The organism is Chryseobacterium sp. c4a (assembly GCF_009900745.1).
Classification (GTDB): Bacteria; Bacteroidota; Bacteroidia; order Flavobacteriales; family Weeksellaceae; genus Chryseobacterium.
This window is the reverse complement of record NZ_WXVU01000027.1, coordinates 1-16,878: the sequence shown is the minus strand read 5'-3', so window position 1 is coordinate 16,878 and position 16,878 is coordinate 1. Positions and strand designations below refer to the sequence as shown.

The window sequence follows — 16,878 nt, the reverse complement described above, 5'->3', positions numbered from 1 at the left end:
TTTTAAGGAAATTTTAATCAGCAGTTTTGTTGGCTAGCTGTCCGCAAGCTGCATCAATATCTCCTCCACGGCTTCTTCTGACCATTACTGTAATGCCTGCATTTTCAAGCTGACGGATATAATTCTCCTCTGCCTGTTTGTTACATTGGTCATATTTTCCATCACCGATCGGATTGTATTGAATAAGGTTTACTTTAGAAGGAACCTGCTTGCAATATTTGATTAGAGCTTTGATGTCTTCGTCTCCATCGTTAATTCCTTTCCATACACAGTATTCAAAAGTAATAACTGATCCGGTTTTCTGATACCAGTATTGAAGTGCCTCCATAATATCCGTTAACGGGAATTTATCTGAGAAAGGCATAATTTCATTACGCTTTGCTTCAATGGCTGAGTGAAGAGACAATGCTAATTTCACACGCAATTCATCATCAGCAAGCATTTTGATCATCTTTGGAATTCCTGAAGTAGAAACAGTAATTCTTCTTGGCGACATTCCTAATCCTTCCGGCTGGGTGATCTTTCTGATGGCTTCTACTACATTTTTGTAGTTCATCATTGGTTCTCCCATTCCCATGAATACGATATTGGAAAGTGGTCTGTCAAAATACATTCTGCTTTGGCTATCAATTAAAGCAACCTGGTCTACAATTTCTGCCACTTCGAGATTTCTCATTCTCTTTAGTTTTGCAGTAGCACAGAATTCGCAATTCAATGAGCAGCCTACCTGTGAAGATACACAAGCTGTTGTTCTTGTTTCTGTTGGGATAAGTACAGATTCTACCAATAATCCGTCGTGAAGTTTCACGCCGTTTTTGATGGTTCCGTCTGAACTTTTCTGAAGAAGATCTACAGAAACAGGATTGATGGTATATTCTTCGGAAATTTTTTCACGAAGAGATTTCGAAAGATTCGTCATTTCATCAATCGAATGGAGGTTTTTGCTCCATAGCCAGTCATAGACCTGTTTCGCACGAAACGGCTTTTCTCCTAAAGATACGAAGTATTCTTTAAGCTGGTCCAGTGATAATATACGGATATCTTTCATAATATTAAAGAGCCAAGTTAAAAGTAAAAAGTTTTAAAGTTTAGTATTATTAACTATTGTAGCCAAAATGTTTTTCAATTCGTTACTCTCATTCAATAAATCTTTAAATTCTTCAGAATCATAACCATCTAGTTTTTCTAAAACCCGAAGCCAAAAATTACTTTCTCTGGCTTCTCTTAAAGCAATTTTTACTTTATTTTTAAAATCCGCTTTAGAAGATCCGGCTTGTGATTCTTCATAATTAGCACCTATTGAAGTTGCCGATTTTCCAAGTTGAAATCTTATTAATTTACTCTCAGGATCGTTTGGAAGTGTTCTTAAAAATGCAAGACAATTAACTCCAAACGTAAAAGTTCTTGTAAGTAAATCATTTGGTCTCATCTCGACTTGTATTACTTTTAACTTGGCTCTTTTTACTTTTTTAAAGGATTAACATTGCGTCACCGTAAGAATAGAATTTATACTTTTCTTTTACGGCTTCTTCATAAGCATGCATTACGAAATCTCTTCCGGCAAATGCAGCAATCATCATGATCAATGTAGACTTCGGTGTGTGGAAGTTGGTGATCATTGAGTTAGCAACTCCAAAATCGTGAGGCGGATAAATGAATTTGTTTGTCCATCCGTTGAACGCAGAGATTTTTTTGTTTGAAGAAACAGAAGTTTCCAATGCTCTCATTGTTGTAGTTCCAACTGCACAAACTCTTCTGTGAGATTCTACTGCTTTATTGATAATTAAAGCATTTTTCTCATCAATGATGATCTCTTCAGATTCCATTTTGTGCTTAGAAAGATCTTCTACCTCAATTGGGTTGAAAGTTCCTAATCCTACGTGAAGGGTAACTTCAGCAAAATTGATCCCTTTGATCTCTAATCTCTTCATCAAATGCTTCGAGAAGTGAAGACCTGCTGTAGGTGCAGCAACCGCTCCTTCTACTTTAGCGTAGATCGTCTGATATCTTTCTGCATCTTCCGGCTCTACTGCTCTTTTGATATATTTTGGAAGTGGAGTTTCTCCTAATTCTTTAAGTTTCGCTCTGAATTCTTCGTAAGAACCATCGAATAAGAATCTTAATGTTCTTCCTCTAGAAGTTGTGTTGTCGATAACCTCAGCTACCAAAGACTCATCTTCAGTGAAGAATAATTTGTTACCAATTCTGATTTTTCTTGCCGGATCTACTAAAACATCCCAAACTCTTGTTTCTTTATCAAGCTCTCTTAACAAGAAAACTTCGATTTTAGCACCTGTTTTTTCTTTGTTTCCATAAAGACGTGCAGGGAAAACTTTAGTATTGTTGAAGATGAATAAATCCTCCTCATCAAAATAATCCACTACATCTTTGAATAATTTGTGCTCGATAGTTTGTGTTTTTCTATCAAGTACCATTAATCTAGCTTCGTCTCTGTGCTCTGATGGGTGTTCTGCTAATAATTCCGCAGGAAGATCAAAATTAAAATCTGATGTTTTCATTTTTTAAATTACGGTTTAAAAATTATTGAAATTACAAGGTGTAATTTTCGGAGTGCAAATATACGACATTGAACACCCCTTTGTCAAGTATTATTTTTCAATCAAATATAAAACCGTGATTTTACGGGAAATTTTAAAGGCTAAAAAGAGTATTTTTGAAGAATTGAAATAGAGTATGGAATCTGCAGATAAAATATATTCCACTGATAATATGCACACTAAAGGACATTAAATTGATTTTTCCAGCTGAAATAGAAGGATGAATGAAGATGGGGTTATATGATTTGATTTTCATTTAAAAACTGAAGATTATTACACTAATGATGATGAAAACAGCTAAAAAGAAGGCGAAGATTTATCCGATTGGGACTCCAAAATAGTATGAAAAAACTATCGTGTCATTTTGAAAACTATGAATTTGTGGATCTAAATCCTAAAAGTAACAAAAGGGAGTATAATACGACAAACTAAAACACTGATATTATAAAAACAACATATTAAAAAATTATAATCATGAGCAAATATTCAATTGAAGCATTTATCAACGAAACAAAAGAAAATCCGCAGCAAAGAGATTATTTCGAGCTGGAAACCAAGCATCTTTTAGAGATTAACCTTAATAATCAGGCGGTATGGACAAAAAAAGGAAGCATGGTAAGCTATGTAGGAAATATCAACTTTGAAAGACAAGGAATGCTGGCAGGTGGTTTTGGAAATCTTCTGAAAAAAGCCATCAGTGGAGAAGGCAGCAAACTGATGAAAGCTGAAGGTACGGGAAAACTCTATGTTGCAGACTCTGGTAAGAAAGTCCGAATCCTTTATCTGAATAATGAATCGGTTTGTGTAAATGGAAATGATGTTTTAGCTCATGAACAAAGTGTAAATAGTGACATTACAATGCTGAAAAGTATTGCAGGAATGATGTCCGGCGGTCTTTTCCAGGTAAAACTTTCCGGAACCGGGCATATTGCGATTACCACTCATGGTGATCCTTTAACCTTATTGGTAACTCCTGACACTCCTGTTTTTACTGATCCTAATGCTACCGTTGCCTGGTCTGGAAATCTCAGCCCTGAACTGAAAACTAACGTATCTTTCAAAAGCCTTATCGGAAGAGGAAGCGGTGAAGAATTTCAGATGAAATTTTCAGGGCATGGCTGGGTATTGATCCAACCTTATGAAGAGGTATATTATATGGAAAAATAAGATTTCACCTTGGGCAATTTTTGTACTTTAGTAAAAACTAAAAGACAGATGAATAACCTGATAAAGTTACTTTTTATACTGGTTCTTTTTCCCAATGCAATGATTGCCCAATCATCAAAGAAAAACTACGAATATAATATAGATCTACTTCACATATCTAATGATGAAGTCTCGGTTTCTTTTACTCCACCTAAAAATAATCTCAAACAGGGAAAGTTTGTTATTCCAAAGCTGGTTCCCGGATATTATCAGGCGATGAACTTCGGACAATACGTTTCTCATTTTACAGCTAACAAAAGCAACGATACGAAATCTTCTCACCTATAGCAGTGGCCGGGAAAATAAGGATATCAACTCACCGGAGCTCATTCATCAGGCTTATGACAATACGATTTGGAATCTTGATGATTTTATCACCACTTTTCTTTCTGAAAAATTAATCAATAAACCCGGAACAAAATTCAGCTATAACAATGGGGATTTTATACTTCTAGGTAAAATTATTGAGAAAATATACAACAAATCTTTTGAGGAAGTTCTCAAAGAACAAATATTAATCCCTCTTAAAATGAAGAATACAGGCTTTCTTCATCACAATGACATTATCAAAAATATAGACGAGGGATATACAGCCGATTCATCGGATCCGTTTGCCCTTTATATGCCTCCCAATACCTATATTGATAATTTTTATTCTGCCGGAGCGATGTATTCTACTCCCAAAGATCTTCTTATTTTTGACCAGGCTCTGTTTAATCAGGAACTTTTTAATAAAGCTACATTAGAGACAATGCTTACTTCGGATAAAAACCTTGAAGATACAGCATTAGGTTTTTGGGTATATTCTAAAAAGTTCGGTAAGGTGAATACAATATTTGCAGAACGTCAGGGAGAAGGTTATGGTCATAGTGCCAATTGGGTACATTTAGTGGATAGAGGGCTCACTTTAATCATTTTATCCAATACAAAAAACATTCAATATCTGAATAAGATGAGGGAAAGGGTAATCAAGGCTTATTATGGGCAGTGATTCTTTTTTTAGCTATATTTTATCGTTTATTAACCACCTCGTCGAAAATTCTTTGAATTTTTGGAGGGGGAATGACCATCCATTGAAATAATGGTCATTATAGAAATGATAAGTAATGCTCTACGTCATTCATCTCCACGTGTCAAAAGAGTAACACTCTCAAACCCGAACCCCGAACCTCGCATTTCCCAACTCTCAAACCTTAGAACTCCACAGCTCCCACTCCATCGTTGTTTGCAAAAGTTTTAATATATTTAGAAAAAAAATAAATGGACAATAGCACTTCCCGCAGAAACTTTATCAAAACCGCAGCTCTGGCAAGTTTTGGAGCATTGGTTTTACCTAATTCCTTATTTGCCTATTCAAATGATTTTAAAACAGATAAGAAAGTCCGTGTTGGCTTTATTGGTGTAGGACTTCGTGGTCAGGAACATGTAAAACTATTGGCTAAACGTAATGATGTAGAGATTGTTGCTTTTGCTGATCCGGATAAAAGAATGTTGGCTGCTTCTCAAAAAATATTAAAAGACAACAATAAATCGGCAGCTCAGGAGTTTTCAAACGGTGAATATGACTATCGAAATCTTTTAAAATTAAAAACGATAGATGCTGTTGTTATTGCTACTCCGTGGGAATGGCATCTTCCTCAGGGTGTAGAAGCCATGCGTGCTAAAAAGATTGTTGGAATGGAAGTTTCCGGAGCCATCAAGCTTGAGGATTGTTGGGAGTTCGTGAAAGTATATGAAGAAACGAAGGTTCCTATTTTCATGATGGAAAATGTATGCTATCGAAGAGATATCATGGCAATTCTAAACATGGTTCGTAAAGGAATGTTTGGGGAATTGGTTCACGGAAGAGGCGGTTATCAGCATGATCTTAGAGGAGTACTTTTCAATGACGGAGTTACCCCTTACAATTCCGGGGCTGAATTTGGAGAGAAAGGGTTCAGTGAAGCCAAGTGGAGAACGGAACATTATGTAAAACGCAATGGAGAACTTTATCCAACTCACGGACTAGGCCCTGTTGCAATGATGATGGATATCAACCGTGGAAACCGTTTAACAAGACTTTCTTCGTTCTCATCCAAATCTGTAGGATTGCATAAATATATTGTAGAACATGCAAAAGGTGGTGAAAACCATCCTAATGCAAAGGTAAAATTCAATCAGGGGGATATTGTAACCACGCAAATTGCCTGTGAAAATGGCGAAACGATTCTCTTAACTCATGATACCAGCTTACAAAGACCTTATGATCTTGGATTCCGTGTACAGGGAACAGAAGGATTATGGCAGGATTTCGGTTGGGGAGATTTTAACCAGGGACATATTTATTTTGAAAAAACAATGAACCACACCCACCGTTGGGATAATACGGAAAAATGGATGAAGGAATATGATCACCCGATGTGGAAGAAGTTTGAAAGCACAGCTGCGGGAGCAGGACACGGCGGAATGGACTTCTTTGTCATGAATACCTTTATTGAGTGTATCAAACGAAATATAGAATTCCCAATGGACGTTTACGATTTGGCCTTGTGGTATTCTATTACTCCATTGAGTGAAGAGTCTATTGCTAAAGGAGGTCAGGTGGTTGAAATTCCTGATTTTACTAATGGTAAATGGAAAACCCGTAAACCTGTATTCGGAATGACTGATGAATTCTAAAAAAACATTACTCATCCTTGCAGGTGGATTAGGCAGCAGATATAAAGGTCTTAAGCAAGTGGATGGAATACTCGATAATGGTTCGCCCATTCTGGAGTATTCCATTTATGATGCTCTTCAATCCGGTTTTTCTAAAGTAGTTATTATTGTTAATACATTAATTCCTCAAAGCTATATTGAACGCCTCAACACCATTTCTGAGGCAAAAGGTTTTGAACTGCATTGGATATATCAGGAAATGGACAGTATTCCTATTCACAATTTTGATTATTCTGAACGTCAAAAACCTTGGGGAACCGGGCATGCCGTTCTCTGTGCAAAAGATGTAATCCAGGAACCTTTTATCATGATCAATGCAGATGATTTCTATGGAAAAGAAGTGTACGAGCTGGCCGCAGAAGGATTCGTACCCTATATTTCGGAAACACAGTTTGGAATGGCAGCCTATCCGGTAAACACGACACTAAGTGGCAACGGAACAGTAGCCCGAGGAATCTGTACTTTAGATGCTGATCAAAATCTGATCAGTGTAGAAGAGCAAACTTCCATTCAAAGAGTACATGATTCTATTATATATACTGAAAACGGAGAAAATATAGAGATTGCTCCGGACACCTTAGTATCAATGAATTTTTTCATCTTTCATCCGGAAATATTTAATTCGTTGGAAACCTACTTTAACGATTTCATACAATTAAAACCTGCCCCTACTCAGGAATTTTATATTCCTTCTGCTATTCAGAGAATGATTGATGAAAAAAAAGCAAAAGTAATGGTAAAAGCCTCTCCATCTCAATGGATGGGAGTAACGTATGCTGATGATAAAAAGATTATTAAAGATTTTCTTGCATCAGAAATTCAAAAAAACAGATACCCGACAGATTTATGGAAATAAATGATATTGTAAAACAGTTTATCCATACAGATCATTATAATCTATCTCCTATCCATGATGGGCTGATTAATACAACTTATCTTTTAGAAGATCTGGATCAACAGAAAAAGTTTATTCTTCAAAAGATCAATCATCATGTCTTCAGACAGCCAGAGGTAATTGTCAACAATCATTTAATGGTTAATGAACTTCTGAAATCAAATAATTATCAATTTCAAATCATAGAGCCTATTCCTTCTCTTACCCATCAACTTCTGGTAAAAGATAAAAATGGAGAACCTTGGCGTATGTTAAGCTTTGTAGAAAACAGCATTACCTTTCTTACCGCACCCTCTTTACAGACGGCTTTTGAGGCAGCTAAAACCTTCAGTTATTTCCTTAGTGTTGTAAATACTGAAAAGCTACCCGCAATTGAAGATACTCTTCCTAATTTCCTCAATTTCGAAAAAAGAATTGCAGATTATAAAAAGGCACTGGAAAACGCAGCTCCTCATCTAAAGGAAAATGCAAAAACTGAAATAGAAATCACCAACCAGCTTATTTCCTTACCTGATCAGTGGATCGAAATGGAGAAAGCCAATCAGATTCCCAAAAGAATCATCCATGCCGATGTAAAAATCAGTAATATACTCTTTGATAAAAATCATAGTCCGTTAGCGGTAATTGATCTGGATACGATGATGATTTCTACGATTTTGTATGACTTCGGAACAATGATTCAGTCTTACACCAATACCACCCATGAAGATGACGGAAGTGCTGAAAACAATTTCAACCCTGAAATGTACAAGGTTGTAAAAGAAGGATTTCTTTTCTATCTAAAGGAAAAACTGACTCAGGAAGAATCTGATCACCTTGATTATGCAGCACAAGTCGCTATTTATATTCAAGAGGTTCGTTTTCTAACCGATTACCTGAATGGAAGTACTTATTATTCTATTAAATATCCTGAACATAACCTGGATAGGACAAGAAATCAGCTGGAATTACTGAAAGGACTGAGACAGTATTTAGGATGTTAATTTTATTCTTTCATTTCTAAAAAAATAAAATATAGTATTTAGATTCCTACGGAATGACAAATAACAGTGTTTAGGCTATCCATACTCTTTGTCATTCTGTAGAATCTCTATTTCTATCAGGTAAATATTGTTTTATTAAAAAAGTAAGAAGCCCCATTCAGCTCTAAAACACTCAAACTCTCCCACTCAAAAACTCCAACACTTTTTTCCATTCCTCAAACTTTCTTTCAAAGGAGATCGTATGAAGCGGGCTTGTGGAGGGCATTTGAAAAACCGGAAGTTTATAGTTTTTTCCTAAAAGTTTTTGCAGATTCTTATAAGACTTTCCACCATTGCAAAAGATCGCTTTTATATTTGGATGTTCCTCAACCAGTTTTTCAATCTGATTAGCTTCTTCATTTTTAATTTCAGAATCCAGGCTTCCTTTTCTTTCACAAGAATCAATGACATCCCAAAGGGCAACATGATGTTTCTTTAAAGTTTCAGTTCTTTTTGTGTAATCTTCGGTAAATTCTTCTTGCAGCAATTCCAGGATTATTTTCCAGAATTTGTTTTGTGGATGAGCATAGTATTGCTGCATTTCCAAAGATTTTACTCCGGGGATAGATCCTAGGATAAGAATTTCAGATTGTTCATCGATGAGTGGTGGGAATGATGAAATACGGTTTTGCATATTCAAATATATACATTTTGACTATTTTTCTGATGAAGAAAACTGAAGTTATCGTTTCTTTAGGTTTTGGCTAAAGCCATTGGAATTTATTTTATAAGTAGAACGGGCTAAAGCCCGTTCCTATTGATGTTTTTTAATTCTCGCAGATTATACAGATTATACAGATTTTAAAAATAGGGTTTCTAGGTTTTGGCTAAAGCCGCTCTGTTTCCTATTATAAAAAAAGCGGGCTAAAGCCCGCTTCTATTGATATATTTCTATTGATATTGATTACAATGTTTCTTTTAACCAGTCAAAGAATTCTCTCTGCCATACCAATCCGTTTTGTGGATGAAGTACCCAGTGATTTTCGTTCGGGAAATAAACCAATTTAGATTTTAATCCTCTTAATTTTGCTGCCTGGAAAGCTTCCTGCCCTTGCTCGTATGGTACACGGAAATCAATTCCTCCCTGAACGATCATAATTGGCTTGTTCCATTTTTCTACAAAGTTGCTTGGATTAAACTCTGTATAAGCTTTTGGCTGTGGTTTTTCCCATGGAGAACCGATATCCCAGTTTGCAAACCAAAGCTCTTCAGTAGTCAGATACCATGATTTCATATCGAATAATCCATCATGTGCAATGAATGTTTTGAATCTGTTTTCGTGGATTCCCGCTAACATAAATACACTGTATCCACCATAACTTGCTCCAACAGCTGCTACTCTGTCTCCATCTACATAAGGTAATGTTTTAGCATAGTCTGTAGCTGCAAGGTAATCTCTCATTGGCTGACCACCCCAATCTCTTGAAATATCTTCGTTCCATTTTGTTCCCCAACCTGGCATCCCTCTTCTGTTTGGAGCAACTACGATATAATCGTTTGCTGTCATTAAAGCAAAATTCCATCTTACACTGAAATACTGTGTTAATGCAGACTGTGGCCCACCTTGGCAGTATACCAATGTAGGATATTTTTTATTAGGATCAAAATTCGGTGGATAATGGAACCATACACCCATTTCTTTGCCATCCGAAGTTTTTACCATTTTAAGTTCAGATTTCCCTTGTGCTAACTTAGCATAAGCATCCTTATTAGCATCAGTAACCTGCTTCATTTCTCCGTTTTTAAGGTTTACGGAAAATAGTTCTGTAGCGTGGTTTACATCTGTTCTGCCTACAATTACTGAAGTTTTGTTATCTGTAAAGATTTCATTCACATCAAAATCTCCTTTGGTGATCTGCTGTACTTTTGCAGATTTTGAATCTAGAGAGAAAAGCTGTTTTGTTCCTCTGTAAGCAGCGGTAAAATAGATTGTTTTTGAATCTGCTCCCCAAAGTACATCTCCTGAAACGCTGTCATCCCAACCTGCTGTAAGGTTCGTCGTTTTTCCTGATTTCCAATCTAAGATTTTTACATCATTTTTATCTGCTTCATAACCATCTCTGGCCATACTTTGCCAGATCAGAGATTTTCCATCCGGGCTGAATTTTGGATTGATATCATATCCTTTGTTTGATTCAGTAAGGTTCTTTGTAACTCCTGTCGCTAAATCATAAGCAAAGATATCAGTATTCGTACTGGTTGCATATTCTTTACCGCTTTTTGGCTTTGTAACATATAAAAGCTGAGCAGAATCCGGGCTCCAAACAAAGTCTTCAGCACCACCGAAAGGTCTTTGAGGCGAATCCCAAGTTTTCCCTTCCAAAAGGTCTTTAGCAGCCTCTACTTTATCTGAAGTATTAACTACAAATACATGGTTGTATTTCCCTTCATTAAAATAATCCCAGTGTCTGTGGTTAAGGTCTGTATATACTTGAGCGGTAGTTTTAGGAGTATCACTGTATTTGTCTTTCCCCATTAATTTTTCTACCAAAACCTGCTTACTGAAAGCAATTCTTTTTCCATCGGGAGAAATAACGATATTGTCTGCTTCTCCAATAGTATAGAATTCTGACCAGGTTTTTCCAGCATCTTTTGAAAGATAAATCTTATCTCCTTCCTGAGCATAGATCCCATTTTTATCCCATTGGATCAAAGCTTTTTTACCAAAATCGATTTTAGAAGCTTCATGATTAAGAACATTCAGAAAGTAGTTCTCATTTTTTGTCTTTTCAGTTTTCAGATCTACTTGTCCTACTTTATAAATAAGGGATGCTTGATCCGGTGAAACTGCCTGTACTCCCACTTTTTTCAAAGTCCAAAGAATTTCAGGCGTCATTAATTGTTGTGCATTCATTAAAAGCGGAGCTGCCAGAGCCAGCAGGCTGTACTTAAGTTTCATATGTTGATATTCATTTTTTAGCGGATCTAAGGAACATACTGATTTCTTAAACCCTTTTATTAAATTCAAAGATTGCCAAAGTTACTGTTTAAAATAAAAATTACCGAAAAAATTAACATTTAAGTTTTCTAAAATTAACGTAAGTGATTTATTTATTAGTAAGTTTTTATTAATTTTAGAAAAAAACAAGCTAATACCCATTGTATGAAAAAAATTCTACTCTTCTCTTCCTTCCTTTTATCGACGTTCTTTTTTTCACAGCTCACGATAAATCCTATGGGAACTCATTATTATAATGCTTATCAGGCAACGATTTCCGGAAGTGGAACCATTTATTATACGACTGATGGAAGTACTCCTACATTGAACTCAAGCTCAGCGGTTAACAATGTACAGATTCCTATTGATCAGAATAAAGAAATCAAAGCCTTTCTTGTCAATGCGCAGGGAGCTACCTCAGCAATAATCAGCAAAAAATACTATACCGGAAGTATTCCTTCCGCTGTTATTTATTTTAAAACACCTTCCAAATGGTTAAGTGGCAGCTGTGTTATGATTGATATGGTGAACCCTAATACAATTGACGGACTTATAATTGATACTTTATGGCCAGGCATCACCATGCAGCCTACAACATGCGACTTATGGTATAAAATAACCAGAAATTTTGAAAATGCCAATGTCCGTTTTAACAACTGTACTCCTTTTGAAAACATTCCTCAAACGATCAGTACCGATTTGATTCCGATGGGAAGCACTTTATATTATGATTTTACAGACGGAATACTTACTAGCCCGCCATCATGTTTATCATTGTCAAGCCATGAAACAGTACAGAAAAATAAAGAGGTATTCATCAAGGTGTATCCAAATCCTGTTTCTGATATTTTAAAAGTAAATACTGATCAACATTTTCAGGAATATGAGATTATAGACAGCAGTGGAAAAATAGTTTCAAAGAATCAGTTTGTAAACGAAATTCCGATTCATCATCTTGTTACAGGAAATTATTTTATAAAATTAAAAAGCCAACAGGGAAATTTAGTTCTATTACAATTTATAAAAAAATAAAAAGTCCGCTCAACTGAGCGGACTTTTTGAAATAGGTTATTATTGAATTAATCCCCATCTGAGAACATTGAGTTCGCCAGTGAAGTAACAATTGATAATAGAATACTAAAGATAAAAGCCCACCAGAAACCGTTTACATGCATACTATCAATAAAATAGTCTGCAATGAGGATAATTCCGGCATTAATGGCTAAGGCAAAGAATCCTAAAGTTATAATCGTTAATGGAAGTCCAAACAGACTTAAAATAGGTTTTACAAATATGTTTAAAACCCCAAGTACAATCGCAAAGATAATGGCTGATGAAAAACCTTCAAATTGTACTCCTGGTAAAACTTTAGTTAAAAGATAAGCCACTATTGCAGTGACAAACAAACGGATAATTAAGTTCATTTCGTTATTTTTTTAATATTTATAGGGGGTATTGAGCAAAAGCCATTCCATTTCAGTGAAAAAAAACTCTTTAAATCCTTTATTCATGGAAGATTTTACTAAATATAACCTCAAAACGTGTTATTTTATTTTCATCATGGTCACCAATGAAGTGGCGACATGACTTTCCGATTCAGAGCCTTCATTCTGAACATAAATTTCTACTCTGATGACACTGATTTTAGAACCTCCTTTAATAACATAAGCTTTTGAAACCAAAGCATCTCCCATTGCCGGACGAAGATAGTTGACCTTTAATTCAACTGTTACCACGTAGCAATCTTCCGGATAATGACTCACTGCTGCATATCCTGCAGAAACGTCCACAAGAGAAGCAATCATTGCTCCATTGAACATGCCTGCTTTTCTGGTCATCATTTCCATTTTGGGAATTTTTATAGAAACAAAGTCTGTATCTACATCTAATAATTCTGCTTTATAAAATTTCAGAGTTTCTGAACGGCTAAAACTGTCCGTAATGAGTTTCTTTTTCTCCGGGGTCATTGGTTTTAAAATTTAAATGTAAATTTAAAGAATTAATAGCCACGCTAGGTAAATGAAATGGAAAAACATCTAGCGCGTTTGACTGGCAGTCAAAAGGCCACGGGTTCGAATCCAGTATTCTCCACTAATGATTTAAAAAGACAGAACTATCCCGTCTTCAAAAGAGGGGAATTGTTGTGCTTCCAATTGAGATATTGGAGAAGATTGTATGATGTAAAGTTTTAAATTTTAAAAGAATATGCTTTTAATGATAGAACTATTAAACAAGCTGTACCTGGAAATCATCGGTTAAAGAAAGCACTCCTTCTGCCAACTCTTCAGGATGAGCATTGAACCCTTTCAGTTTTGAGGTTTTCCCTTTTAAAACAAGATCCAAAAGCTGTTTATCTGAAAGTTTCTTTCCGAAAATTTCAAAAGTAATTTTAAAGCCACAATTTTTGAAATCAGAACATCCTACAGCCGTTTTACCTTTGATTAGGTTATGTTCCTTACATTTCGGACACTTGGTTTCTTCCCATGACTGAAGTTCTTTTTTCTGTGCAGGTTCTCTTTTTTTCTTCTCCTTTACTACTTCTTTTTCTTCTTCCTGCAGGGTAATAACTTTCCCTTTTCCGTACACCACTTTATCGGTAAGTTCTGTAACCATCTGAATCAATTCTTCTTTGAAAAGATTGGCTTCATACTCTCCTTTTTCAATTTTACGAAGTTTGGATTCCCATTCACCAGTTAATTCAGGGCTTTTTAGAAGTTCGTCTTCAATGGTATCGATAAGCTGAATGCCCGTTTGAGTTGCAATCAGGTTTTTTCTTTTCTTTTCGATGTATTTTCTTTTGAACAGTGTTTCGATGATGTTTGCACGGGTGGATGGTCTTCCGATCCCGTTGTTCTTCAGCATTTCACGCAGTTCTTCATCTTCAACCTGTTTTCCCGCAGTTTCCATTGCTCTCAGCAAGGTTGCTTCCGTATAGGGTTTTGGCGGAGTTGTTTTTCCCTGGTGGATCATTGGATCGTGTGGCCCGGTTTCACCTACAGTAAACTCAGGAATGGTTTGTTCTTCCTCTTTTTCTTTCTCTTTATCCTTGTCTGTAGATTCTTCCTTGGGTTCTTTAGCATACACCGCTCTCCATCCCGGTTCCAGGATTTGTCTTCCACTTGTTTTGAAAGGAATGGTTCCTACCTTACCTTCTACCAAAGTATTGGAGATTTTACATTCAGGATAAAAAACGGCAATAAAACGCTTAGCAATCAGATCATAGATCAGTTTTTCTTCTCTGCTCAGATTTTGAGAAGGAGGAACTTCCGTAGGAATAATCGCATGGTGATCGGTTACTTTGGTATCATCAAATACCGCTTTTGATTTTGGAATTGGAGCTTCCAACAAAGGAGCAATCAACTCCTGATAAGGATACATTTTCTTAAGAATCCCTTCTATTTTCGGATATAAACTGTCTGATAAGTAAGTGGTATCCACACGCGGATAGGTGACATGTTTCTTTTCATAAAGACTCTGAACATAGTTCAATGTATTTTCCGCTGAATATCCGTATTTTTTATTGGCTTCTACCTGCAATCCTGTCAAGTCAAAAAGTCTTGGATTCTTTTCTTTTCCTTCTTTAATTTCGAAAGAAACGATTTCAAATGGATTTACTTTAAGATATTCCAGCCCTTTTTCTGCACGTTCTAATGTTTTTAAACGATCGATCGCTGCATTGAAAACCACCTCACGATATTTGGTTTTTAATTCCCAATATTCCTCGGTGGTAAAGGCATCAATTTCTTTCTGACGCTGAACCAACATCGCTAATGTAGGAGTCTGTACCCTTCCAATAGAAAGTACTGCTTTATTTCCACCAAATTTCTTGGTAAAAAGTCTTGTCGCATTGATTCCTAACAGCCAGTCACCAATTGCTCTGGCATTACCCGCCAGGTATAAATTTTTATAGTCTTCTGCAGGCTTTAAACTTGCAAAACCTTCTTTGATTGCATCTTCCGTCAATGAAGAAATCCATAAACGCTGAACGGGTTTGTTGCATTTTGCTTTCTGCAATACCCAACGCTGGATCAATTCTCCCTCTTGCCCGGCATCCCCACAGTTAATGACCTCATCACATTCCTCTACTAATCTTTCAATGACTTTAAACTGATTTTCAACGCCTTTATTAGGAATCAGTTTAATTCCAAAACTGCTGGGAATAATGGGTAATGAAAATAAATTCCAGGATTTGAACTGCGGACCGTAGTCGTGAGGTTCTTTAAGGGTACAAAGGTGTCCGAACGTCCATGTCACGCAATAGCCGTTCCCTTCCATATAGCCTTGTTTAGATGTGGTAGCACCTAATACTTTGGCAATATCTCTGGCAACACTTGGTTTTTCGGCAATACATAATTTCATGAAGTCGGGTTTAATGAAGGATTGCAAAAATCGGGATTTTTTTTGACTTAAAAAATTGTGACAACAAAATACTATTTATTAACTCTTTCTCAAATTGTTATTAAAATAAAATATCCTTTTTACTAAACATTAAAATCCTTATTCTCTATTCTTATTTTTACATTCTTTCTATCAAAATCAGGAGGTGTTGGTTTTAATACTGTTTTCCCTCCATCAATATCATCTTTTTGAAGGTGATATTCTTTATATTGAAAATTTCTTAGTTTCTGAATATCTAAATTTCCAACCAATATAGTTGAATTATTTCCTCCTTTAACTTGAATGAGATCTTTACAAAATGATTTTGATGGCTGTATGATTCTAGAATCACCAAAATCTGACGAATTTACTTGAATAAAATAGGAATGTATATCTCTTACCCAAGCACCTGCAATATCCGCAAAATAACTTGTATCTTTATTATATTCTGATGCAATTATAAAATCAACTTTTGACTTAAATAAAGATCTATGATTAATATCTGCTAATTCAAAACAGTTATAAACTGAAAAGTATGTTTTTCTCCAATGAAAAAGGTCATATGACATTGTATAATTATCTAAATTTTCATTTGGAATTAATAAACGATAGCCTTTTATTTGATGCTTTTCAAAATGTGAATAATGATTTTTTAACCGTAATTTTATTATAGAAGTTGTATAATAATTAATTTTAAATGGTAAAATAGTAACCATAAAATTAAATACAACACCTTTCGAATTTACCCAATGTTCTAATCCTGCAACAATTCCCATAAATCGCTTATGACTTCTTTCTGCCAATAGCCTTATCCAAGAATATGGAATTGAAACTTCCGGGAAAACCAATAAATCAGCCTCATTTTTATCAGCTTCATTTATTAATCCAAAAATATTCTTTCTTCTATTTTTTTTAACATTTGCATGTCCGGTTATACTTGAAGACTTACCTTTTTTGAAGACTTACCTTTTTTCAAACAGTTAATAAATATAAAATCCCTTCTAATTGACTAAAGATTCTTTAGCATATAGCCAAGGACTAAGTCCATTTAAAGATGTGTGCGGATGATTACTGTTGTAATCGATTTGCCACTCATAAGCCATTGCATTTACCTCCATTATAGACCCGAATAGGTATGCATCCAAAACGTCTTCTCTGAATGTACGGTTTAAGCGTTCAATATAT

Annotated in this window: 17 protein-coding genes; 7 read left to right on the top strand and 10 right to left on the bottom strand. The window is 35.5% G+C overall.

What is annotated here, in order from left to right; all coding sequences use genetic code 11:
- Positions 1 to 13 precede the first annotated feature (13 nt).
- From rlmN to queA, 3 genes are read right to left on the bottom strand one after another with little or no spacing between them, the layout of a single operon-like run.
- Positions 14 to 1,048: a 23S rRNA (adenine(2503)-C(2))-methyltransferase RlmN gene (gene rlmN, locus GTR01_RS23665; protein WP_160140178.1), complete on the bottom strand. Its 1,035-nt coding sequence runs from the start codon at positions 1,046 to 1,048 to the stop codon at positions 14 to 16.
- A gap of 33 nt (positions 1,049 to 1,081) precedes the next feature.
- Positions 1,082 to 1,429: a four helix bundle protein gene (locus GTR01_RS23660; RefSeq protein ID WP_160140177.1), complete on the bottom strand. Its 348-nt coding sequence runs from the start codon at positions 1,427 to 1,429 to the stop codon at positions 1,082 to 1,084.
- 40 nt (positions 1,430 to 1,469) lie between these two features.
- Positions 1,470 to 2,519 carry a tRNA preQ1(34) S-adenosylmethionine ribosyltransferase-isomerase QueA gene (gene queA / locus GTR01_RS23655; RefSeq protein WP_160140176.1) on the bottom strand — a complete coding sequence of 350 codons (1,050 nt, stop codon included), beginning with the start codon at positions 2,517 to 2,519 and terminating at the stop codon, positions 1,470 to 1,472.
- A gap of 513 nt (positions 2,520 to 3,032) precedes the next feature.
- Here queA and GTR01_RS23650 point away from each other — a divergent pair.
- The 6 genes from GTR01_RS23650 to GTR01_RS23625 all read left to right on the top strand — a co-directional run bounded on the left by GTR01_RS23650 (position 3,033) and on the right by GTR01_RS23625 (position 8,339).
- A complete protein-coding gene (locus GTR01_RS23650; protein ID WP_160140175.1) occupies positions 3,033 to 3,725 on the top strand; it encodes an AIM24 family protein in 693 nt (230 codons plus the stop codon).
- 48 nt (positions 3,726 to 3,773) lie between these two features.
- Positions 3,774 to 4,052 carry a hypothetical protein gene (locus GTR01_RS23645; RefSeq protein ID WP_160140174.1) on the top strand — a complete coding sequence of 93 codons (279 nt, stop codon included), beginning with the start codon at positions 3,774 to 3,776 and terminating at the stop codon, positions 4,050 to 4,052.
- Entirely contained in the window at positions 4,006 to 4,755 is a 750-nt protein-coding gene (locus tag GTR01_RS23640; RefSeq protein ID WP_228452334.1) for a serine hydrolase domain-containing protein, read from the top strand. Before GTR01_RS23645 ends, GTR01_RS23640 begins: the two co-directional genes overlap by 47 nt.
- Positions 4,756 to 5,024: 269 nt before the next feature.
- Positions 5,025 to 6,422, top strand: coding sequence for a Gfo/Idh/MocA family protein (locus GTR01_RS23635; RefSeq protein ID WP_160140173.1), 1,398 nt, complete (start codon positions 5,025 to 5,027; stop codon positions 6,420 to 6,422).
- Positions 6,412 to 7,317 (top strand): sugar phosphate nucleotidyltransferase, encoded by a 906-nt coding sequence (locus GTR01_RS23630; RefSeq protein ID WP_160140172.1) that lies wholly within the window; start codon positions 6,412 to 6,414, stop codon positions 7,315 to 7,317. The genes GTR01_RS23635 and GTR01_RS23630 overlap by 11 nt, the downstream gene beginning before the upstream one ends.
- Positions 7,308 to 8,339 (top strand): phosphotransferase enzyme family protein, encoded by a 1,032-nt coding sequence (locus GTR01_RS23625; RefSeq protein ID WP_160140171.1) that lies wholly within the window; start codon positions 7,308 to 7,310, stop codon positions 8,337 to 8,339. Before GTR01_RS23630 ends, GTR01_RS23625 begins: the two co-directional genes overlap by 10 nt.
- A 172-nt stretch (positions 8,340 to 8,511) precedes the next feature.
- Here GTR01_RS23625 and GTR01_RS23620 read toward each other — a convergent pair whose 3' ends face one another.
- Both GTR01_RS23620 and GTR01_RS23615 read right to left on the bottom strand, forming a co-directional pair.
- On the bottom strand, positions 8,512 to 9,012 hold the full coding sequence (locus GTR01_RS23620) for a DNA-deoxyinosine glycosylase (protein WP_160140170.1): 501 nt from the start codon (positions 9,010 to 9,012) through the stop codon (positions 8,512 to 8,514).
- A 270-nt stretch (positions 9,013 to 9,282) separates the two neighbouring features.
- Positions 9,283 to 11,277 carry a S9 family peptidase gene (locus tag GTR01_RS23615; RefSeq protein ID WP_160140169.1) on the bottom strand — a complete coding sequence of 665 codons (1,995 nt, stop codon included), beginning with the start codon at positions 11,275 to 11,277 and terminating at the stop codon, positions 9,283 to 9,285.
- Between the two features lie 204 nt (positions 11,278 to 11,481).
- On the opposite strand from GTR01_RS23615, the gene GTR01_RS23610 reads away from it, so the two are divergent.
- Positions 11,482 to 12,348, top strand: coding sequence for an FN3 associated domain-containing protein (locus GTR01_RS23610; protein WP_160140168.1), 867 nt, complete (start codon positions 11,482 to 11,484; stop codon positions 12,346 to 12,348).
- A 47-nt stretch (positions 12,349 to 12,395) separates the two neighbouring features.
- Here GTR01_RS23610 and GTR01_RS23605 read toward each other — a convergent pair whose 3' ends face one another.
- The 5 genes from GTR01_RS23605 to GTR01_RS23585 form a co-directional block, all read right to left on the bottom strand.
- Positions 12,396 to 12,740, bottom strand: a complete 345-nt coding sequence (locus GTR01_RS23605; RefSeq protein ID WP_160140167.1) for a phage holin family protein — start codon at positions 12,738 to 12,740, stop codon at positions 12,396 to 12,398.
- A gap of 120 nt (positions 12,741 to 12,860) precedes the next feature.
- Positions 12,861 to 13,283 (bottom strand): PaaI family thioesterase, encoded by a 423-nt coding sequence (locus GTR01_RS23600; RefSeq protein WP_160140166.1) that lies wholly within the window; start codon positions 13,281 to 13,283, stop codon positions 12,861 to 12,863.
- A 259-nt stretch (positions 13,284 to 13,542) separates the two neighbouring features.
- Positions 13,543 to 15,675: a type IA DNA topoisomerase gene (locus tag GTR01_RS23595; protein WP_160140165.1), complete on the bottom strand. Its 2,133-nt coding sequence runs from the start codon at positions 15,673 to 15,675 to the stop codon at positions 13,543 to 13,545.
- Positions 15,676 to 15,797: 122 nt separating this feature from the next.
- On the bottom strand, positions 15,798 to 16,469 hold the full coding sequence (locus GTR01_RS23590) for a hypothetical protein (RefSeq protein ID WP_160140164.1): 672 nt from the start codon (positions 16,467 to 16,469) through the stop codon (positions 15,798 to 15,800).
- Between the two features lie 225 nt (positions 16,470 to 16,694).
- The coding region (locus tag GTR01_RS23585) for an integrase core domain-containing protein (protein WP_160135854.1) at positions 16,695 to 16,878 on the bottom strand (184 nt) is incomplete at its 5' end.